Source organism: Blastococcus carthaginiensis (genome assembly GCF_030731085.1).
GTDB lineage: Bacteria > Actinomycetota > Actinomycetes > Mycobacteriales > Geodermatophilaceae > Blastococcus > Blastococcus carthaginiensis.
Genome location: NZ_JASNFN010000013.1, coordinates 121,514 through 142,064, shown reverse-complemented (window position 1 = coordinate 142,064; position 20,551 = coordinate 121,514). Strand labels below are relative to the sequence as shown.

Genomic DNA, 20,551 nt, shown 5'->3' with positions numbered 1-20,551 from the left:
CCGGGGCGGGCGCACCCCACTGGTCACCCGCCGCCGGGACTTCCCCGGCTGGCGCATGGTGTGGGCGCTCGCCGTCACCGAGACGGTCTCCTACGGCGTCCTCTACTACTCCTTCGCCGTCTTCCTCGTGCCGATGCGCGAGGAGCTGGACGCCTCGACCGCCCAGCTCTCCGGGGCCCTGACGCTGTCGCTGGCGCTGAGCGGGCTGGGTGCCGTCGTGGTCGGGCGGTGGCTGGACCGGTGGGGTGCGCGGTGGGTGATGACCACCGGCAGCCTGCTGGGCGGTGCCTCGGTGCTCGCCTGGTCGCAGGCGGAGGACCTCGGGCAGCTGTACCTGGCGTTCGCCGGCATCGGCCTGGCGAGCGCGGCGGTGCTCTACGAACCGGCCTACGCGGTCATCAACACCTGGTTCCGCCGCGACCGCCCGCGCGCGTTGCTGACCCTGACGGTGGTCGCCGGGTTCGCCTCGACGATCTTCCTGCCCACGTCCCAGTTCCTCATCGACGGCGTGGGCTGGCGGCCGGCCCTGGTCGTCCTCGCCGCGGTCGTCGCGGCGTGCGCGCTGCCGCACGCGCTGGTGCTGCGTCGGTCCCCGGCCGACCTGGATCTGCTGCCCGACGGTCGTGCGGACGCCGACCCACCGCCCTCCGCCGCCGCGTCGGCCGCGCCCGACGTCGACCTGCAGCCGTACCGGGGCCCGGGCGGTGCCTACCGGCGGCCCGCGGTGCGCTGGCTGACGCTGGCCGCGGCGCTGCAGATGGTGGCCAACGCCGCCGTGGCGGTGTTCCTCGTCGCCTACCTGCTCGAGGCGGGCGCGCCGGCCGGGCTGGCCGCGGTGGCGGCCGGGGGGCTGGGGGCGCTGTCGGTGACCGGGCGTGTCGTCCTGACGGTCCTCGCCGCGCGGGTGGGGATCGGGCACGTGACGGCGGCGATGGTCCTCGGTCAGGCCGTCGGCGTCGCGGCGCTCTTCCTGCTCCCCCAGCCGGTGGCCACCGTGGCGTTCGTGCTGCTGTTCGGCGTCGGCTTCGGCGTCCTCAACATCGCCCGGCCCGCCCTGCTCGGGCACTTCGTCCCCGGGCCGGTGTTCGCGGCGGTGTCGGGCCAGCAGGCGCTGGCGGTCCAGTTCGGCCGCGTGGTGGCGCCCGTCGCCGTGGGGGCGCTGATCACGGCCGTGGGCTACGGCGCCGGGTTCACCGCGATCGCCGGCTGCGTGCTGGCCGCCGCCGTCCTGCTCGTGCTGTCCGACCGCGCGGCCGGCTCGTCGTAGGGATCGTGCGCCCGGCAGTCAGGCGGGTGGGCCGGCGTGCGGCTCGCCGGCGGGGTGGTGCGGACGGCCGCTCGCCGCCCGGATCGCGTCGTCGTCCAGCCCGACCGCGCGCAGCACCGGGCCGGAGTGCTCCCCGAGCGCGGGGGCGCCGGACAGGTGCGGCGCACCGCTGCGGGAGAAGGTCCACGGCAGACGGGCGTGCACGAGCGGCCCCTCGGTGGGGTGCTCGACGTCCTCGAACAGGCCCACCGCCGCGAGGTGCTCATCGGCGAAGAGGTCCTCGATGGAGTGCACCGGCATCGCGGGGACGGCGTGCGCGCGCAGCAGCTCGATCCACTCGCCGGTCGTCCGCTGCGCGAGCGCCTCCTCGACCACGGCGTACAGCTCGTCGATCCGCTTCGTCCGCCCCCGGATGCTGTGCAGCTCGGGGTCGTCGGCGAGGTCCGGGCGGTCGACGAGGCGGAAGAAGGTGCGCCACTGGCCGTCGGTGTAGAGCAGCACCGAGATCGTGCCGTCGGCGGTGCGGTAGGGCTTGCGGTACGGCGAGGCGGTGCGCGCGTACCCGGTGCCGCCGGTGCGGCCGGCGTAGACCCGCTGCCCCTGCTGCTCCATCAGCAGGAAGGTCGCCATCGACTCGAACATCGGCACCTCGACGGCCTGGCCCTCGCCCGAGACGTCGCGCTCGTGCAGGGCGGCGAGGATCGCGGCCAGCGCCATGACCCCGACGGTCTTGTCCACCACCTGCGTCCGCACGTACTGCGGCTCGGCGGTGCCGCCCTGCACCGCCGCGACTCCCGAGACGCCCTGCACGACGTCGTCGTAGGCGGGCTCGTCGCGGTACGGCCCGGCCGAGCCGTAGCCGACGGCGTGGCAGTAGACCAGCCGTGGGTTGCGCGCCCGCACCGCGCCCGGGTCGATGCGCAGCTTCCGCATCGCCCCCGGGCGCATGTTGTGCAGGAAGACGTCAGCGGTGTCGATCAGCCGGTCGAGGGCGTCCCGGCCGGCCGCCGTCGCGAGGTCGAGGACGACGGACTCCTTGCCCCGGTTGAAGGTGAGGAAGGCGGGGCCCAGGCCGGAGTGCCGGTCGTCGGCCACGTACCGGATGATGTCGCCCTCGGGCGGCTCCACCTTGATCACCCGGGCGCCCATCTGCGCCATCAGCTCGGCGCAGTAGGGGCCCAGGAAGGTCGAGGTCAGGTCCAGGACGGTGACGTCGGCCAGCGGCCCCCGCCCGGACGGCACCGGTCAGACCGCGCGGGTCAGCGCCGGCCAGAGCTCGTCCGGCCCACCGGCCAGCAACCCCGAGGCCAGCACCCGCGACCACACCAGCTCGCTGCCGGCCTCGTCCCGCCACGACCACAGCCGCCGCGTCAGGTGGTGCAGCTTGTGCTCCTGGGTGAACCCGATCGCGCCGTGCACCTGGTGCGCCAGCCGTGCCACCACCTCGACGGCGGCCCCGGCCCGCACCTTCGCCGCCGCGGCGGCCAGCACCACGTTCTCGCCCCGGTCCAGCGACTGGACGGCGGCGTCGGTCAGCGCCGTCACCGCGGTCACCTCGCCGGCCATCTCCGCGAGCTCCATCTGGATCGCCTGGAACTTGCCCAGCGGCCGGCCGAACTGGTGCCGCTCCCCCGCGTACTGCACCGTCCACGCCAGCACCTGCTCGAGCGCGGCGGCGAGCTGCACCGACCGCGCCAGCGCGTAGCGGGCCCGCACCTCGCTCGCCCCGGCCTCGGTCAGCAGCGCGCCGGAGGCACCGACCCGGTCGAGCACCAGCGACCCGCGCGGCTCACCGGCCAGGTTGAACGCGTCGCCCGCCGGCAGCGACGACGCGTCGACCAGCGCCAGCACCGACCTCTCCATCCCCGCCGGGGCGGGCGCGAGGACGACGACGTGCCGCGCCGCACCCGCCCACGCCACGTCGGCGACCGTCCCGGAGAGCGTGAACCGCCCCGGCCCGTCACCGTTGTCGACCGGGTGCACGGTCACCGCGTCGGCGACGGCGAACGTCGTCGGCTCCTCCGGCGAGGGCAGCGCCAGGTCCGCGGCCACCAGCGCCGGGCCCGCCACGAGCAGCTGCTCGGCCACCGGCACCGCCCCGGCACCGGCGGCGAGCGTCCGCACGATCGCCACCGCGTCGGCCAGCTCGCCACCCGAGCCGCCGGCCTCCTCGGGCAGGCCCACCCCGGTCAGCCCGGCGTCGGCCAGCGCCGACCACAGCCCGGCGTCCCAGCGGCGCTCGGCGGTGAGCACGAACGGCTCGAAGCCGCTCAGGATGTCCTTGACGGTCTCGACCACCAGGTCCTGGTCCGATGCCATCAGCGGAGGCCCAATCCACGAGCCACGATCCCGCGCAGGATCTCGTTGGTCCCGCCGCGCAGCGTGAAGCCCGGCTGGTGCAGCTGCGCCTCGGCCAGCGCCCGCGCCAGCGGGTCCGGCGAGTCCAGCGACGGCGTCACGTCGACCACCTTGCGGACCTCCTCGACGACGTCCGCCTCGAACGTCGTCCCCACGTCCTTGACCAGCGCCGCCGGGATGTTGGGCAGCTCCCCGCGGTCCAGCGCCGCGGCGATCCGCAGCGACATCTGCCGCAGCGCGAGCAGCCGCGCCGAGAGCCGGCCGAGCGCGGCCAGCTGCCCGGGATCGCCCGTCTCGGCCACCCGGCGCCCGAACTCGGCGACGAGCGGGTAGGTCGACAGGAACCGCTCCGGGCCGGAGCGCTCGAACGCGAGCTCGGCGGTCACCTGGTGCCAGCCGTTGCCCTCCTCGCCCAGCAGCATGTCGCCGGGGACGACGACGTCCTCGAACACCACCTCGTTGAAGTGGTGGCCGCCGTCGAGGATGCGGATCGGGTTGATCGAGATGCCGGGCAGCGAGAGGTCGACCAGCAGCTGCGACATGCCGGCGTGCCGGCTCGACGGGTCGGCCGGCGAGGTGCGCACCAGCACGATCCCGTAGTGGGAGTGGTGCGCGTTCGACGTCCACACCTTCGCGCCGTTGACCACCCAGTCGCCGTCGCCGTTCCGCGTGGCCCTCGTGCGGATCGAGGCGAGGTCGGAGCCCGAGTCCGGCTCGCTCATGCCGATGACGAAGAAGCACTCGCCCGCGACGATGCGCGGCAGGATCTCCTCCCGCTGCTTCTCCGTGCCGTAGGTGAGCAGGTTCGGCCCGGACTGCCGGTCGGCGATCCAGTGCGCGGCCACCGGGGCGCCGGCGGCGAGCAGCTCCTCCGTGACGGCGTAGCGCTCCATCGCCGAGCGCTCGTGGCCGCCGTACTTCTTCGGCCAGGTCATGCCGAGCCAGCCGCGCTCGCCCAGCTTCTTCGAGAACCCCGGGTCGACGCCGGACAGCCAGGTGTCGACGTGCGTCCGGAAGCTCCCGGCGGCGAGTTCGGCGGCGAGGAACTCGCGCACCTCCGCCCGCACCTGCTCGGCTGCCTCGGACCGCGGTGCGGGCGCCAGTGTCAACGAGTTGCTCATGCGACTCCCTCGGGGGTGGCCGTGCTCACGCCCGTTCTACAGGTCGCCCGCACCGCCCCGCCCGGCAGCCCCCCCGTTGCCCCCGTTCAGCCCGGCTGGACGTCGGTGGGTGCCTCCTCGTCCGGATCGCCGCGGGTCAGCTGGCGCAGCTCGGTGACGACGTCGGAGGCGACCGCGCCCAGCGAGACCAGCGCGCCCGAGACCAGCCGCCGCACGCCCTGCACGTCCAGGCCCAGCGCGGCGCCGACGCCCGCAGCGGTCTCCAGCCCGCCGAGCTCGCCGGTGGCCGGCGTCCGTTCAGCCAGCTCGGGCGACCAGCGCATCGCGTCCCCCGACAGCGTCCAGTCGCCGGTCGCGCCGTCGATGGCGTCGGTGACCGGGTTCCCACGAGCCGACGAGTCCATCACCGCCTCCTCCCGGGGTCGCGCTTCCCATGGTGACCCGAAACCACGGCGTCCGGAAGGTGGTCGGCGCCCCTCAGCTGCGGGTCAGCGCCAGCAGCGCGATGTCGTCGGCCCGGTGCTCACCGGTCAGCTCGGACAGCAGCCGGTCGCACAGCTGCTCGGGGTCCCCCGTCCACGCCCGCGCCGCCACCTCGACCAGCCGGGCGAGCCCTGCGTCGAGATCGGCCCCCGGGCTCTCCACCAGCCCGTCGGTGAACAGCAGCAGCGCCGCGCCCTCCGGCAGGGCACCGCTCCACTCCACCGCCGGCGCCGGCGGCGCTCCGAGCATGCGGGTCGGGCGCACCGGCAGCAGCTCCGCCCGGCCCTGGGTGCACAGCAGCGGCGGCAGGTGCCCGGCCGAGGCGAGCCGCAGCTCCCCCGACGCCGGGTCCAGTGTCGCGAACAGCGCGGTCGCCATCCGCTGCAGCTCGAACAGCTCCCAGTTGTGCTGCAGCCGGTCGACGAGCACGGCCGGCGAGGGCCGGTCGGCCGACATCGCGCGCGTCACGCTGCGCAGCTGCCCCATCGTCGCCGCCGCCGTGATGTCGTGGCCGACGACGTCCCCCACCGTGAGCCCCACCTGGTCCCCGGGCAGCCGGACGACGTCGTAGAAGTCGCCGCCGACGTCGACCCCCCGCGTCGCCGCCAGGTACCGCACCGCGGTCGTGAGCCCGGGGATGACCGGGGGCGACGGCGGCAGCAGGCTGGCCTGCAACGTGTGCGAGGTGCGCTCCTCGAACTCCAGCCGCAGCGCCTTGTCCACCACCTGCGACAGCTGCAGGGCCAGCTGCTCGGCCACCTCGACGTCGGCGGCGGTGAACGGCGCGCGGTGCCGGTCGGCCCCGAACGTGACGACGCCGAGCCGCCGGCCGTCCACGATCATCGGCACGCCCACCACGCCGACCAGCTCCAGGTGGCCGACGGCCTCGCGGAAGGCGTCGTCAGGGGCGACGGCGTCGAGCACCGCCCGCGCCTCCTCCAGGTCGCGGATCCACTGCGTCCGGCCCTCGCGCAGCGCGCGCACCGAGGGGTGCATCGGGGACCTCGCCGGCGGGTGGCTGCCGCGCAGCCGGTCGAGCACCGCCTGGCGGTCCGGGTCCCGGTGCCGCGCCACGGGCTGGTGCAGGCCGTGCTCGGTGACCATGTCGATCACGCAGACGTCGGCCAGCCGCGACACCACCAGCCCGGCCAGCCGGTGCACCGTCTCGGTCACGTCGCGGGCCTCGCTCATCAGCCGCGCCGCCTCGAGCAGGAACGCCGCCCGCTCGCCCTGCTGGCGGGTCTGCTCGTGCAGCCGCACGCGCTCCAGGGCCTGCCCCGCCTGCCGGCCGAGCGTCCACAGCAGGTCCACCTCGGCCGGGGTGAGCGGCCGGTGCTCCCCCGGCTCCTGCAGGCTGATCAGGTCGCCACGCGCCGGCGCGCCGCGCGCCAGCACCAGCACGCCCAGCCGCTTGGAGTCCGCCGACACGGGGACGACGACCAGGTCGGTCAGCCCGTCGGCGGCCATCGTCGCCGCCAGCTCCGGCTGGTCGGCCCGCAGCCGGGCGTCGAGCAGGATCGACCGCAGCCCCTGGGCGAGCTCCAGGGCCAGCCGGCTGCCGGCGGCATCCCGCAGCCGCCGCAGCAGTTCGCGCGACACCCCCTCCGACCGCACCGGCCGCAGCGCCGGCAGCTCCTGCGCGTCCGGCTCGCCCTCCACCAGCACCAGCGCGGCACCGGTGGCCCGCAGCGCCGCGCGCCCGCGCTGCACGATCACCGTCGCGACGTCCTCTGGAGTCGCCGCGGCGGCCAGGTCGAAGACGACCTTCTGCACCACCCGCGAGCGGGCCTCGGACTCCTCCGCCAGCCGCTGCGCCGCCAGCAGCTCCCGCTCGTACCGGCGTCGCGCCGTCGCCTCGAACAGGGTCGCCCGCACCAGCAGCGGGGCGCCGTCCTCGTCGCGCACCTCGACGGCGTTGAGCAGGCACGGCAGCAGCGAGCCGTCGATGCGGGTGATGTCGATGGCGATCTCGCGCACCATGCCCTGCAGGCGCAGCAGCGGCAGCAGGTGGGTGTTGTAGAAGACCCGGCCCCCGACGCTGAGCAGGTCCTGGAACCGGTGGTCGAGCAGGTCCTCCGGCGCCCGCCCGGTCCACGCGCAGAAGGTGCGGTTGGCCTTCACGACCCGCCCGTCGGGAAGCGTGGAGAGGTACCCCATCGGCGCGTTCTCGTAGAGGTCGGCGGGGTCCTCGTCGAGCAGGCGCTCCAGCCGGTTGCCCCCGTCCCCGGAACCGGTCACCGGACGCCGTCCGGGGCGGTCACGGCGTCAGGAACGCGCGGATGGCGGCCGTGGTCTCCTCCGGCGCGGACAGCTGGGGGACGTGGCCCGTGGCCCGCATGCGCACGAGCGCGCTGCCGGGGATCTGCCGGTGCACGTACTCGCCGACCGCGTCCGGCGCGATCGCGTCGGCGCTGCACTGCAGCACCAGCGTGGGCACCTCGATGCCCTGGAGGTCGGCGCGGTTGTCCGACAGGAAGGTGACCCGCGCGAACTGCCGGGCGATGTGCGGCGCGGTCCGGCAGAAGCTGTTGGTCAACTCCTCGGCCAGCTCCGGCCGGTCCGGGTTGCCCATGATCACCGGCGCCATCTGGGCCGACCAGCCCAGGTGGTTGCTGTCGAGGGCGTCGAGCAGCTCCACGATGTCGGCGCGGCTGAACCCGCCGACGTACCCCTCGTCGTCGACGTAGCGCGGGCTCGGCCCGACCATCACCATGGCGCCGAACAGCTCGGGCGCCCGGTGGTGGGCGAGCACGCCGATCATCGCGCTCACCGAGTGGCCGACGAAGACGACGTCGGTGAGCGCCAGCTCGCGGCAGATCTCGACGACGTCGCACGCGTACCCGTCGAGCGAGTCGTACTTCTCGGGGTCGTAGGCCGACAGGTCCGACTGCCCCGACCCGACGTGGTCGAACAGCACGACCCGGTGGTCGACGGCGAAGTCCGGGGCCACCAGCCGCCACAGCGTCTGGTCACAGCCGAAGCCGTGCGCGAACACCATCGGCCGTCCCTGGGGCAGGCCGCTGACGTTCACCCGGTTGCGAGTGACGACGCTGCCCACGGACCCGACCGTAGTGGAACGGACGCCGCGTGTGGTCGATCCGCGCGGTCGCAGCGGAACGGTTCCGGATCGTCGCAGGTCACGCTCGGTGAACCCGGGACGACGCACGGCTCCGCGCCGCCGGACGCCCTCCGCACCGCCCGGGCCGGTCCCGAAAACCGCTGCCCCCGGTGGGCGGCCGGCCCTACCCTCCCGGCATCCCGCGCTCCGGCCGATCCCGGAGCCCCGGCCCGAACCGCTGAACGAGGTGCGCGCCATGACCGCTACCGCGGTCCTTCCCCCCGCCGTCCCGCTCCCCCGGCGCCCGGCCGACCCGGCGCCGCCCGTCGCGACCCCCCGGGCCCCGGGCCGGGCGGCGACCTACCAGCGGGTGCTGCACCAGCTCGTGCGCCGGGAGCTGCGCACGCTGGCCGACGTCGCCACCTGGGCGCCCGACGGCGAGTGCGCCCGCACCGGGACGCTCACCCGCCACGCCGGGCTGGTGGCCCGGCTGCTGCTGCACCACCACGCCGTCGAGCGGGACGCGGTGTGGCCCGCGCTCCTGCACAGCGCACCGGAGGGCGCCCGCCCGGCCGTGGCCGCCGCCGTCGCCGGCTGGACCTCCTCCTGCGCCCGGATCGACGCCGCGCTGCGCGACCTGGACACCGCGGCCCGCCAGTGGGCCTGCTCCGGCAGCGGAAGGGCACGGGAGGCCTTCGCCCGCGCCTGCCGGCGGCTGGCCGACGACGTCGACGCCCAGACCGCCGAGGAGGAGGCCATCCTGCTCCCCCTGCTCGACGCCCACCTGACCGACGCCGGGTGGGCACCGGTCGTGCGCACCGCGCGCTGCGGGCTCTCCGGGCGCGAGCAGCTGCTCGTGCTGGGGCTGGCCCTGGAGGACTGCAGCGCCGCCGACCGCGCCCGCCTGCTCGGTGGCCTGCCGCGCGGCAGGCGGCTGGCCTGGCGGCTCTGGGGTGGCGGTCGCTACCGCGCCGCCGTCGTCCGGCTGCGCGGCGCCCCGCCCGCCGCCTGAGCCGTCCCGGCCCGGTACCGGGTCAGCAGCGGGACGTCCCGCAGTCGCGGCAGCGCTTGCGGGCGCTCATCTCGCGCCCGTGGCAGTTGTCGCAGACCCAGGTGGTCCGCTCCTTCGTCGCGGTGCTCATGGCCGGTCCTCCTCCTCGTCGTCGTGCCGACGACGCTAGGGAGCCGGTGTGTCGGGAAGGTGTCCGCAGAGTGGCGATGGAACGCGAATTGCTTCTCCGCCCGCGCCGGCCGGCTACCGGCGCGCCCCTGCGGCGAACGGGCCCTGCAGCGCCGCCCACTGCAGCAGCATGATCGTCTTCGCGTCGGCGATCCGGCCGTCGGCCACCATCCGCAGCGCCTCGTCGAACGGCAGCTCCACCACCTCGATGTCCTCGCCCTCCTCGGCCAGCCCGCCGCCGTCGGCCGTGCGGTCGGCCGCCGTGTAGGGGGCGGCGTAGAAGTGCAGCCGCTCGGTGACCGAGCCGGGGCTCATCCAGACGTCGAAGACGTGCTGGAGCTCGCCCACCGTCACCCCGAGCTCCTCCTCGGCCTCCCGGCGGATGGCGGTCTCGGCATCGTCCTCGTCGAGCAGCCCGGCGGCGGCCTCGAGGAGCATGCCGTCGGGGTGGCCGTTCACGTACACCGGGAAGCGGAACTGCCGGGAGAGCAGGACGGTCCCGCGGGCGACGTCGTGCAGCAGGATGGTCGCCCCGTTGCCGCGGTCGTAGGTCTCCCGCGCCTCGGTCACCCAGGTGCCGTCCGCGCGGCGGTACTCGAAGGTGGTCCGGCGCAGCACGTGCCAGGCGCTCGCCACGAGCTCCACGTCGGTGATGTGCACCCGCGGGTTGCCGCTGAGGTCCCGCCCCACCCGATCCAGGCCGGTGCGGCCGCGGGCGTCCGGGACGTCGATGCCGGGAATCTGCGTCACACGCAGGACGCTAGTGCGCGAGGCACGGCGCCCGGGCAGGGTCCGCGTGCGCAGAATGAGCAGCTGCCCGGAACGGCACGCAGCGTGCCGTCCGCACTCCCCTCACCACCAGAGAGCGAAGAGGTTGTGACGACAGTTCGTGCGACCGGGTCCCCCGACGACGGGATCGCGGCCGAGCAGGCCTACGTCAGCGTGTTGCACCGCCGGCTCGACGAGGTCCGCGCCCGCACCGTCGCCCGGCTCGACGAGGCCCTGACCACCGTGCCGCACAACCCGCAGGCCGTCGGGGAGCGCGAGGCCGCGGTCGAGCTGCACACCCAGCGGATCGTCGCGCTCGACGCCGCCGACAGCGGGCTGTGCTTCGGCCGGCTCGACCGGCACGACGTCGACGTCCCCCGGTACATCGGCCGCATCGGGCTCTTCGCGGAGGACGGCGGCGAGGAGCCGCTGCTCGTCGACTGGCGCGCCCCCGCGGCCCAGCCCTTCTACACCGCCACGCCCCTGCACGACCTCGGCGTGCGGCACCGCCGGCACATCCGCACCCGCGGCCGCACCGTCGTCGGCGTCACCGACGAGACCCTCGACCTCTCCGACCCCGACCTCGTGCAGCGGTCCGGGCTGGCCGGCGAGTCGGTGCTGCTGGCCGCGCTCAACGCGAACCGCACCGGCCGGATGAACGACATCGTCCGCACCATCCAGGCCGAGCAGGACCGGATCATCCGGGCCGACCACCGCGGCGTCCTGGTCGTCCAGGGCGGTCCCGGCACGGGCAAGACCGCCGTCGCCCTGCACCGCGCGGCCTACCTCCTCTACACCCACCGCGAGCGGCTGGCCCGCAGCGGGCTGCTCATCGTCGGGCCCTCCCCCACCTTCCTCGGCTACATCGCCGACGTGCTGCCCTCCCTCGGTGAGACCGGGGTGGTGCTCACCGACATGGGCGGCCTGCGGCCGGGGCTGCAGGCGCACGCGGCCGAGGCGCCGGAAGTCGCCGAGGTCAAGGGGCGGCTGGCGATGGTCGACGTCGTCGCCACCGCCGTCCGCAACCGGCAGGCCGTCCTCGACGCGCCGGCGAACCTCACCGTCGACGGGACGCCGCTGCGCTTCACCAAGGCCGACGCCGCCCGCGCGCGCAGCCGCGCCCGGGCGGTCTCCCGGCTGCACAACGAGGCCCGGCCGGCGTTCGTCCGCGCGGTCATCGACCTGCTCGCCGGCAAGTACGCCGACAAGCTCGGCGCGAACGTGCTCGACGGCGGCAACCTGCTCGGCCGGGGCGACCTCGCCGCGCTGCGGCAGGAGGTCGCCACCGAGCCCGCCGTGCACGCCCTGGTCGAGCGGCTGTGGCCCCGGCTGAGCGCCGAGCGCCTGCTGCGCGACCTCTTCGCCGACCCCCGCCGCCTGGCGGCCGCGACCCGCGGGTGGCCCGAGGCCGACCGCGAGCTGCTGCTGCGGCCGGCGTCCGCGCCGTGGACGCCGGCCGACGTGCCCCTCCTCGAGGAGGCCGACGAGCTGCTCGGCATCGACGACAGCGCCGAGCGGGCCGCCGCCCGCCGGGAGCGGCAGCGCCGGCTGCGCCACGCCCAGGAAACCCTCGACCTGCTGCACGGCTCCCGCTCGACCGACTGGGAGACCGAAGAGGAGTCCGAGGAGCTCTCCGCCGGCGACCTCCTCGACGCCGAGGGCCTGGCCGAGCGACAGGAGGTCGGCGACTCGCGGTCGACGGCGCAGCGCGCCGCCGCCGACCGCACCTGGACCTACGGGCACGTCATCGTCGACGAGGCGCAGGAGCTCTCGGCCATGGCCTGGCGGGTGCTGCTGCGCCGCTGCCCCACCCGGTCGATGACCCTGGTCGGCGACGTCGCGCAGACCGGCTCGGCCGCCGGTGCCAGCAGCTGGGCCGAGGTGCTCGAGCCGGCGCTGGGGCCCCGGGACATGCGCGGCTGGCGCCTGGAGGAGCTGACCGTCAACTACCGCACGCCCGCGGAGATCATGGACGTCGCCGCCGACGTGCTGGCCGCGGGCGGGGCCGTCACCTCGGCGGCCCGGTCGGTGCGCTCCACCGGTGAGCAGCCGTGGGCCCGCGCGGTCGCCGAGGAGCATCTGGTCACGGCCGTCGCCGAGGCCGCGGCCGAGCTGGACCGCGAGGAGGGCACCCTCGGCGTGATCGTGCCGCGCAGCCGGCTGGCCGCCGTCACCGACGCCGTCCGCGCCCGGGTGCCGGCCGCCTCGGCCGACGGCGACCTGACCGCCGGGCCCGTGGTGCTCACCCCGGAGGGCAGCAAGGGGCTGGAGTTCGACTCGGTGCTGGTCGCCGACCCGGTCGGGATCCTCACGGAAGGCGTGCGCGGGCACAACGACCTCTACGTGGCGCTCACCCGGGCCACCCAGCGGCTGGGCGTGGTGCACGCCGGCGAACTCCCGTCGGAGCTGAAGCGGCTCGACCCCCGCTGACCGCGCTGCTGCTCCGGCGTCGGGTGGGCGATCGACGACCGGCCAGCGTGTGCGCCGACGCCCCACTTTCGAGGGCTCGGAGGTGGACGTCAGCGCCCACGCTGACCGGTGAGAGCACACGCTGACCGGTGAGATCCGTGAGGGGGCCGGTGCGTCAGGGCCTCGACTTCCGTGGCGATGTCCCACAGGACCGTCCACGTGTGCCGTACCAGAGGGCACGTGGCGGGGCGCCCGCCTCAGGCCCCGCCGCGCACCCGCAGCCGCACGCCGCTCCTCGGCCTGGCCGGGATCCGGTGCAGCGCGATGGTGAGATCCTGCTCGGGCGCCTCCCACTCCAGCCGGGACAGCCGCACCGCGAGGGCCGAGATGAGCGCGACGGTGATCTGCTCCCCCGGGCAGCGGTGGTTGGTGCGCGGGTCGCCACCGCCCTGCGGCACCAGCTCCCACTCGCCGATCTTGCGGTCGAGGAACCGATCGGGGCGGAAGGCGTACGGGGTGTCCCAGAGCGCCGGGTCGTGGTTCTGGCCGTACAGGTCCAGCAGCACCATGGCGTTCTCGGGGATCTCCTCGCCGGCGAACTCGTTGCGTTGCGGGGAGCGGCCGCCGATGAACGGGGCGAACGGGTAGAACCGCCGCACCTCGTGCGCCCACGCCTCGGCGAATGCCGGGTCACCGCTCGCCAGCCGCTCCCGGTTGCCCGGCCAGCGGATCAGCGCGTGGCCCGAGAAGGCCATGAACCAGGCGACCGCCGTCGTCGGCCGGATGATGTTGACCAGCTCCACCCCGGCCACGTCCGCCGGTAGCTGGGCGCCGTCGGCGTCCCGGTGCTGCGACACCACCTCGACCGCCGAGCCCTCCTCCACCCGGGTCCGCCCGCTGCGCACGTCCCGGACCAGCTGCTGCAGCCACCGCTCCCGGCGGCCCCGGGCCCGGCGCGCCCGGAAGTGGCGGGGCCCACCGGTCGCGAAGCCGTCGACCATGGCCACCATGTCGCGGGCCAGGTCGGGCACCTCCTCGTCGCGCACCGGCACGCCCGTCCACCGGGCCACGGAACCGGCCAGCACCCGGCTCGCCTCGTCGAACAGCACGATCTCCGACCGGCGGGACCACTCGGGCACCGCGGCGTCCCAGGCCGCGGTCGTGCGCTCCACCAGCGAGGCGATGCCGTCCTCGCGCATCAGCAGCGCGACGAACATCGCCTTGCGCACCCGGTGCATCTCGCCGTCCAGCGTGTGCACCGCACCCTTGCCGAAGAGCGTGCCCTGCACCGGCTCCGGGATGGCGTGCGAGCGGCGCACGTGGTCCTCGTCGTAGAGGAAGCGGGCAGCCTCGGGGCCCTCGATGCCGACGGCCGGCTTCCCGCCCAGCCGGACCCCGACCGCGTCCCGGCCGGTCCGCCGGCGCTCGTCGGGCAGCCAGGCGTAGCCCTTGGACAGCAGTTTCAGGCTGTTCTCCAGACGTGGCATGAGCCGTGCCGTGCCCATCCGCGCAGGTGGGCAACCCCTCAGCCCGGCCGCTGCTCCTGCGTCCGGTCGTCGCGCGGCCGGGTGGCGACGCCGGCGGGCGGGTCTTCCCCGTCGGCCGCGCAGCTGCCGTGGCCCAGCCGGCGCAGCAGGCCGGCGACCTCCTGCCCGACCGTGGACGAGGCGTCCCCGGGCAGCGCCGCGGCCACCCCGGCCAGCGCCTCGGCGAGCACCCGCTCCTCCTCGTCGAGCAGCCCGCGGTAGGCGGGGTCCAGCAGGTAGCCGGTGGGCGGCGTGGACAGGCAGCCGATGAGGTCGAGCAGCACCTCCAGCCGGCGCGCGGCCTCGGCCGGCGAGGCGTCCGCGGGGCTCATCGCCACCGTCTCGACGTCCTGCTCCCACAGGCGGGCGCGGGCCGGGTCCTCCTGCAGCGCCAGCACGGTCCCGGTGCGCCGTGCCGTCCCCGCCCCCTGGGTCTGCAGCGCGATGCGCACCTGGTGGGCGATCCGGATCAGGTCGTCGTCCAGCATCGAGGTGCCCACGAACAGCACGTGCCGGGTGAGCAGCAGCGAGTGCAGCACCCCCGCCAGCGCCGCGCCGGTGTTGCCGAACTGCAGGTACTCCTCGCGGGTCAGCACCACGCTCTCCGGGTGCGCGGCGTCCCCGTGCAGCTTGAGCAGCCACGGCACCCCCGGCCGGGCCTCGTCGTGGGGTAGCACGGCCACCTGCCGGCCGATGTCACCGGCGGCGAGCTCCACCAGCGGGTCGTAGTTCGTGGTCACGAACTCCTGCACCGGCAGGTCGGCGATCAGCGCGTGCGCGAGGGCGTAGGGGCCGGGGCCGAACCGCTCCTCGACGAACGCCGCCAGCTCGTCGGCGCCCAGCTCGCGCGCCAGCAGCGCCGCCGCGTCCTGCGCCGGCAGCCGGGCGAGGCCGGCGCGCAGGGCATCGTCCAGGCCGGACCGGGTCGCCAGCTCGTGCACCAGCTGCTCCCACGTCGGCAACCCCGCGGCGGCGCTGACCCCTGCGCCGATGAAGACCGCCAGCTGACCCCGGCGGGCGCGCTCACCCAGGTCCCCGGCCAGGTCCCGCAGGTGCCCGGGCAGGTCCCAGCCGCCCTCCTCGCCGCGCCGCACCCGCTGGGCGGCGGCGAGGTCGCTGGGCCGGCGCAGCACCAGGGCGACGTCGAAGCCGTGCTCCTCGGCGGCCTCGCGCAGCACCGGCAGCAGCTGCTGCAGCAGGGCCCCGCGCTCGCCCGCGGCTCCGCCCCAGCCGGTGCCCAGCGCGGGCAGCCCGACCAGCCGCCGCGCGCGCCCGAGCACCGGTTCGCGCACCTCGCGCCGGGCGACGGCGGCCAGCGCCTCCCGGGCCCCGTCGAGCAGCCAGGACCGCCCCCGGCTCCCCGTCCCGTCGGCGCCCCCGTCGACGGTGTCGACCAGCCACGCGCGCCGCGCGCCGTCCCCGGGCACCTCGAGCACCCGCTCGTCCCCGGTCCACGACATCGCGACGCAGTCGCCCTCCGCCCGCCGGTCGGTGATCAGCTCGTCGGGCAGCAGGGCGCACCAGCCGCGGGCCACCCGCAGCGAGCGGTCGGTGGGCACCAGGACGTCGTCGCAGGACAGCCGCGTCAGGTCCGCCCCGACGACGAAGACGTGTCCGCTCACGGGCTGGGCCATACCCAGGGCCCGCTGGCCATGCGCGCCGGTCAGGCCCCGCAGCCGCCCGCGCCGCAGGCGCAGCCACCGCAGCCGGAGCCCACTGGCGCCGGGGCGGGCGCCGCCGCCACCGTGCGCAGGTTCGCCGCGCCGATCAGCAGCGGGACGCCGAGCACCGCGAGGACCAGCGCGGCCACCACGGTGGCGACGTCGGCGGCCCGGTCGGCGCCCTGCAGCACGCCGGTGACCACCAGCAGAGCGGTGACCAGCACCGACCAGACCAGCAGCGCCTGCCCCCCGCGCCTCGCCGCGCCGCCCCGGCCCAGCAGGCCGAGCGACGTGCCGAGGAGCAGCAGGGGGACGCCGACGAGGAGGACCGCCGCCGCGAGGGACGCCGAGGTGACTGCGACGACGAGGGCCGCGGCCCCGGCCACCACGGCCACCGTGCCCAGCGACCGCGCCCGCCCGGCCACCTCGCCGGGGACGACGCCGGCGCGGGCACCCCGGAGCAGGACCGTCCCCCGCGCGGCCAGGAACAGCCCCACGCCGCCGAGCAGCAGGCGGGCACCGGCGTCCCAGACGACGGCGACGACCGCGACCGCGATCATCGCCACACCCAGCGCCAGCCACCGCGGCCAGGTGCGCCGGGCGACCTCGGGGGTCGCCGCGCTGACCGTGCCGGCCGAGAGGATTCCGGTTCCGTTCGCCACGGACCCAGTGTCCCCCACGCCGCACGCCGGACGGGGAGGCACCGGGACGTGGGCCGTGCCACGCTGATCACCGCATGGCGCTCCGCCATCGCAGCCGGAGCAGGAGGCACCGCGATGAGCGTGCAGGACAGGGCCGGGTCGGCCGCGGGCCGGGCCGGGAACAGCGACGGCCTGGAGCACCTGGCCCGCGTGGGGCTGGTCGCCTACGGGCTGGTCCACGTGCTCATCGCCTGGCTGGCGCTGCAGCTCGCCTGGGGCCGGGCCGGCGAGCAGGCCGACCAGTCCCGGGCGCTGGCCACCCTGGCCGAGCAGCCGCTGGGCGAGCCGCTGCTGTGGGTGCTCGGCATCGGGCTCGTCGCGCTGGCGCTCTGGCAGGCCGCCGAGATCCTCCGCTGGCGGCACGGCTGGTCCGCGTCGGGCAAGGCCCGCACCACGGCGGTGGAGAAGACCGTGAAGGCGGCAGCCAAGGCGGTGGTCTACACCGCCCTGGCCGTGCTCGCGATCCGGTTCGCCACCGGGGGCGGGCAGTCCGGCGGCGGGTCCCAGCAGCAGGCCGCCGCCGGCGTCTTCGGCTGGCCCGCCGGCCGCTGGCTGGTTGGCGCCGCCGGGCTGGTCGTCGTGGGCGTCGCGGTCTACCTCGTCCACAAGGGCCTCACGAAGCGCTTCCTGGAGGAGATCGACCTCAGCGACTGCTCCGCCTCGGCCCGGCGGCTGGTCACCCGGCTCGGCCAGGTCGGCTTCCCCGCCAAGGGGGTCGCACTGGGGCTCGTCGGCGGGTTGCTCGTGTGGGCGGCGGTCACGTTCGACCCCGCCAAGGCGTCCGGCCTGGACGGCGCGCTGCAGGCGGTGCTGACCGCGCCCGCCGGGCCGGTGCTGCTGACGCTCATCGCCGTCGGGATCGCCGCCTTCGGCGCCTACTGCTTCGTCCGCGCGCGCTACCCCGAGCGCACGTGAGCCCGCCGGCGCCCTCGGTCCGGGCGCTGGCCCACCGCCTCCACGACGTCGTCGTCCGGATCCGCCGGGTCACCGACCACCCGGTGCTGGTCCACCTCGCCCGCGCCGGCCTCATCGCCTACGGGGCGATGCACCTGCTCATCGCCGCGCTCGCGGTGCGCATGGCAATGGGGCTGCGCGGCGCCGACCCCGACCAGACCGGCGCGCTGCTCACGGTCGCCGGTGGGCCCGGCGGGCGGCTGCTGCTGGTCGCGATCGGCCTGGGCATGCTGTCGCTGGCCGTCTGGCAGGCCGCAGAGGTGCTGCTCTGGTGGCACGGGCTGCTGGACGGCGAGCACCGGGTGCGCACCGCCGTCGTCTGCGCCAAGTGCCTGGCCAAGGGTGCGGTGTACGGCATCCTCGGGCTGACCGCGCTGTTGTTCGCCCTCGGGTTCGAGTACGAGGCCGACGAACGGCTGCGCGAGCTGACCGAGGAGACGCTGCTGATCCCCGGTGGGGCGGTCCTCATCAGCGCGGTCGCCGCCGGGGTGGTCGCCGTCGGGATCTACACGTTCGTGCGCGGCTGCACCGGCGGCTTCATGCGCGACATCGACCTTCCCGCGGCCCCCGACCGCTGGGAGCCGGCGATCGAGGTGCTGGGGCGGATCGGGTACCTGGCGAAGGGCGTCGCCTTCGCACTGGTCGGCGTCCTGCTGTGGCAGGCGGCCGCCTCGCACGACGTCTCGACCGCGACCGGCCTGGACGGCGCGATGACCGCGATCGCGGGAGTGGGCGCCGGGCCGTGGCTGCTCGGCGGTGTCGCGGCCGGGTTCGCGGCGTTCGGGGTCTACGCCCTCGCCCGCGCGCGGTACCCCGACCGCGATCCCTCGTCCTAGTACTGCGGCCGTCAACGTTCGCCTGCCTGGCGGCTGCCTTCCCGAGACCGCCGCTGATGGCGACGGAGTGCGCAGATGGTCAGTTTTCGGCACGGGAATGGCGCGTCTGCGCACACTGTCCTGACGCGAAGCGCTAGCCGGCCCAGCTTGACCCAGTCGAAGGTTGCGTGACGCGGTCCTAGGTGCGCGGACCGCCGGCGACGTAGACGACCTGCCCGGAGACGAACCCCGCGCCCTCGCTGACGAAGAAGGACACGGTGTGCGCGATGTCCTCCGGCACGCCGGCGCGCGCGACCGGGATCGCCGCCGCGCGCTTCTGCACGTAGGACTCCCAGTCCTCGCCGATGCGCTCCGCGGTGGCCTTGGTCATCTCGGTCTGGATGAAGCCCGGCGCGATCGCGTTGGCGGTGACGCCGAACTTGCCCAGCTCGATGGCGAGGGTCTTGGTGAAGCCCTGCAGGCCGGCCTTCGCCGTCGCGTAGTTGGCCTGGCCGCGGTTGCCCAGCGCGGAGGTGCTCGACAGGTTGACGATGCGCCCCCACTTCTGGTCGATCATGTGCTTCTGGGCGGCGCGGGTCATGAGGAACGAGCCGCGCAGGTGCACGTGCATGACCACGTCCCAGTCGGCATCGCTCATCTTGAACAGCATGTTGTCCCGGGTGACCCCGGCGTTGTTCACCAGCACCACCGGCGGGCCGAGCTCCGCGGCGATCCGGTCGACGGCCGCCTGCACCTGCTCGGCGTCACCGACGTCGGCCCCCACGGCCAGCGCCCGGCCGCCGGCGGCCTCGATCGCCTCGACGGTGCCGCGGGCGTCGTCCTCCTTCAGGTCGATCACCGCGATGGCGAAGCCGTCCTGGGCCAGCCGCAGCGCGGTGGCCGCACCGATGCCGCGGGCGGCTCCGGTGACGATCGCGACGCGGGCGGAACCGGTGGGGGACGTGGTCATGCGGCAGCGCTCCTCGGTTCGGTGGGACGGTCGGACGGAGTCTCGCTCAGACGCGCTCGAACAGCGCGGCGAGGCCCTGCCCGCCGCCGATGCACATCGTCTCGAGGCCGTAGCGGGCGCCGCGGCGGTCCATCTCGCGCAGCAGCGTGGCCAGGATCCGGCCCCCGGTCGCGCCCACCGGGTGGCCCAGCGAGATGCCCGAGCCGTTGACGTTGGTGCGCTCCCAGTCGGAGTCGGTGAAGCCCCACTCCTTGGCGACGGCGAGCACCTGGCTGGCGAACGCCTCGTTGAGCTCGATGAGGTCGACGTCGGAGAGCTTGAGGTCGGCCTGGGCGAGCGCCTTGGCGGTGGCCGGCACCGGGCCGATGCCCATGGTCTTCGGCGGCACCCCGCCCACCCCGAAGGACACCAGGCGGGCCAGCGGCCGCAGGCCGAGCTCGGCGGCCTTCTCCGGGTGGGTGACGATGGCGACGGCGGCGCCATCGTTCTGCCCGGAGGCGTTGCCCGCGGTGACGGTGGCGTCGGGGTCGTTCTTGCCGAGGATCGGGCGGAGCTTGGCGAGGGTCTCCACCGTGGAGTCAGGGCGGATGTGCTCGTCGCGGTCGACGACGGTCTCGCCCTTCCGGTGCTTGACGGTCACCGGCACGATCTCATCGGCGAACCGCCCCTCGGCGGTGGCGGCCGCGGCCCGCTGGTGGCTGCGGACGGCGTACTCGTCCTGCTCCTGGCGGCCGATGCCGTAGTCGCGCCGGACGTTCTCCGCGGTCTCCAGCATCCCGCCGGGCACGGGGTGGTTCTGCCCGCCGGCGGTGACCCGGCCGCGGGCCAGCCCGTCCTCCAGCAGCACGCCGGGCCCGGGCTTGACGCCCCAGCGCATGGCGGTCGAGTAGAACGGCGCGTTGCTCATCGACTCGGCGCCACCGGCGAGGACGACGTCGGAGGCGCCGGACCGCACCTGCAGCGCCGCGTAGACGACCGCCTGCAGCCCCGAGCCGCATCGGCGGTCGACCTGGAGGCCCGAGGCCGTCACCGGCAGGCCCGCGTCGAGGGCGGCGACCCGGCCGAGGGCCGGCGCGTCCATCGTCGGGTAGCAGTGGCCGAGCAGGACGTCGTCCACCGACTCGGGCGGCAGCCCGGTGCGCTCCAGGAGTGCACGGATCACCGTCGCCGCCAGCTCCTGGACGGGGACGTCGCGCAGCGAGCCCCCGAACCCGCCGACCGGCGTCCGCAGGGGCTCGCAGATGACCGCATCGCGCACGGTGGTCCTCCTCGTTCGTCCG

The 20,551-nt window shown here is 75.5% G+C and carries 17 protein-coding genes; 5 read left to right on the top strand and 12 right to left on the bottom strand.

What is annotated here, in order from left to right:
• Positions 1-55: 55 nt before the first annotated feature.
• Complete coding sequence (locus QOZ88_RS13015) at positions 56-1,267, top strand: MFS transporter (RefSeq protein ID WP_306000181.1); 1,212 nt, start codon at positions 56-58, stop codon at positions 1,265-1,267.
• 18 nt (positions 1,268-1,285) lie between these two features.
• Here the strand turns inward: QOZ88_RS13015 and QOZ88_RS13010 are convergent, their stop codons facing one another.
• From QOZ88_RS13010 to QOZ88_RS12985, 6 genes are all read right to left on the bottom strand, one after another.
• Positions 1,286-2,509 (bottom strand): CaiB/BaiF CoA transferase family protein, encoded by a 1,224-nt coding sequence (locus QOZ88_RS13010; protein ID WP_306000180.1) that lies wholly within the window; start codon positions 2,507-2,509, stop codon positions 1,286-1,288.
• A 3-nt stretch (positions 2,510-2,512) separates the two neighbouring features.
• A complete protein-coding gene (locus QOZ88_RS13005) occupies positions 2,513-3,586 on the bottom strand; it encodes an acyl-CoA dehydrogenase family protein (protein ID WP_306000179.1) in 1,074 nt (357 codons plus the stop codon).
• Positions 3,586-4,746, bottom strand: coding sequence for an acyl-CoA dehydrogenase family protein (locus tag QOZ88_RS13000; RefSeq protein WP_306000178.1), 1,161 nt, complete (start codon positions 4,744-4,746; stop codon positions 3,586-3,588). The genes QOZ88_RS13005 and QOZ88_RS13000 overlap by 1 nt, the downstream gene beginning before the upstream one ends.
• Before the next feature lie 86 nt (positions 4,747-4,832).
• On the bottom strand, positions 4,833-5,150 hold the full coding sequence (locus QOZ88_RS12995; RefSeq protein ID WP_306000177.1) for a hypothetical protein: 318 nt from the start codon (positions 5,148-5,150) through the stop codon (positions 4,833-4,835).
• A 73-nt stretch (positions 5,151-5,223) separates the two neighbouring features.
• Positions 5,224-7,467: a SpoIIE family protein phosphatase gene (locus tag QOZ88_RS12990; protein WP_306000176.1), complete on the bottom strand. Its 2,244-nt coding sequence runs from the start codon at positions 7,465-7,467 to the stop codon at positions 5,224-5,226.
• A gap of 19 nt (positions 7,468-7,486) precedes the next feature.
• On the bottom strand, positions 7,487-8,287 hold the full coding sequence (locus QOZ88_RS12985) for an alpha/beta fold hydrolase (protein ID WP_306000175.1): 801 nt from the start codon (positions 8,285-8,287) through the stop codon (positions 7,487-7,489).
• Positions 8,288-8,543: 256 nt separating this feature from the next.
• On the opposite strand from QOZ88_RS12985, the gene QOZ88_RS12980 reads away from it, so the two are divergent.
• Positions 8,544-9,299, top strand: coding sequence for a hemerythrin domain-containing protein (locus tag QOZ88_RS12980; RefSeq protein ID WP_306000174.1), 756 nt, complete (start codon positions 8,544-8,546; stop codon positions 9,297-9,299).
• Positions 9,300-9,542: 243 nt separating this feature from the next.
• Here QOZ88_RS12980 and QOZ88_RS12975 read toward each other — a convergent pair whose 3' ends face one another.
• On the bottom strand, positions 9,543-10,217 hold the full coding sequence (locus QOZ88_RS12975) for an NUDIX domain-containing protein (RefSeq protein WP_306000173.1): 675 nt from the start codon (positions 10,215-10,217) through the stop codon (positions 9,543-9,545).
• Between the two features lie 126 nt (positions 10,218-10,343).
• Between QOZ88_RS12975 and QOZ88_RS12970 the strand changes: the two genes are divergently transcribed.
• The gene (locus QOZ88_RS12970) at positions 10,344-12,665 is read left to right on the top strand and encodes a HelD family protein (RefSeq protein WP_306000172.1); all 2,322 of its coding nucleotides are present in this window, start codon (positions 10,344-10,346) and stop codon (positions 12,663-12,665) included.
• 236 nt (positions 12,666-12,901) lie between these two features.
• Here the strand turns inward: QOZ88_RS12970 and QOZ88_RS12965 are convergent, their stop codons facing one another.
• Genes QOZ88_RS12965 through QOZ88_RS12955 form a run of 3 tightly spaced genes read right to left on the bottom strand, consistent with a single transcriptional unit; the run spans position 12,902 to position 16,493 of the window.
• The gene (locus QOZ88_RS12965) at positions 12,902-14,131 is read right to left on the bottom strand and encodes a cytochrome P450 (RefSeq protein WP_306000171.1); all 1,230 of its coding nucleotides are present in this window, start codon (positions 14,129-14,131) and stop codon (positions 12,902-12,904) included.
• A 38-nt stretch (positions 14,132-14,169) separates the two neighbouring features.
• Positions 14,170-15,792, bottom strand: a complete 1,623-nt coding sequence (locus QOZ88_RS12960; protein ID WP_306000170.1) for an SIR2 family protein — start codon at positions 15,790-15,792, stop codon at positions 14,170-14,172.
• A gap of 41 nt (positions 15,793-15,833) precedes the next feature.
• Positions 15,834-16,493, bottom strand: a complete 660-nt coding sequence (locus QOZ88_RS12955; RefSeq protein ID WP_306000169.1) for a hypothetical protein — start codon at positions 16,491-16,493, stop codon at positions 15,834-15,836.
• 114 nt (positions 16,494-16,607) lie between these two features.
• Between QOZ88_RS12955 and QOZ88_RS12950 the strand changes: the two genes are divergently transcribed.
• Together QOZ88_RS12950 and QOZ88_RS12945 are read left to right on the top strand one after the other, a co-directional pair.
• Positions 16,608-17,447, top strand: a complete 840-nt coding sequence (locus QOZ88_RS12950) for a DUF1206 domain-containing protein (RefSeq protein WP_306000168.1) — start codon at positions 16,608-16,610, stop codon at positions 17,445-17,447.
• Positions 17,444-18,322 (top strand): DUF1206 domain-containing protein, encoded by an 879-nt coding sequence (locus QOZ88_RS12945; RefSeq protein WP_306000167.1) that lies wholly within the window; start codon positions 17,444-17,446, stop codon positions 18,320-18,322. Before QOZ88_RS12950 ends, QOZ88_RS12945 begins: the two co-directional genes overlap by 4 nt.
• A gap of 178 nt (positions 18,323-18,500) precedes the next feature.
• Here the strand turns inward: QOZ88_RS12945 and fabG are convergent, their stop codons facing one another.
• Together fabG and QOZ88_RS12935 are read right to left on the bottom strand one after the other, a co-directional pair.
• The gene (gene fabG / locus QOZ88_RS12940) at positions 18,501-19,271 is read right to left on the bottom strand and encodes a 3-oxoacyl-ACP reductase FabG (protein WP_306000166.1); all 771 of its coding nucleotides are present in this window, start codon (positions 19,269-19,271) and stop codon (positions 18,501-18,503) included.
• Between the two features lie 46 nt (positions 19,272-19,317).
• The gene (locus tag QOZ88_RS12935) at positions 19,318-20,529 is read right to left on the bottom strand and encodes an acetyl-CoA C-acetyltransferase (protein ID WP_306000165.1); all 1,212 of its coding nucleotides are present in this window, start codon (positions 20,527-20,529) and stop codon (positions 19,318-19,320) included.
• Between the last annotated feature and the right edge of the window lie 22 nt (positions 20,530-20,551).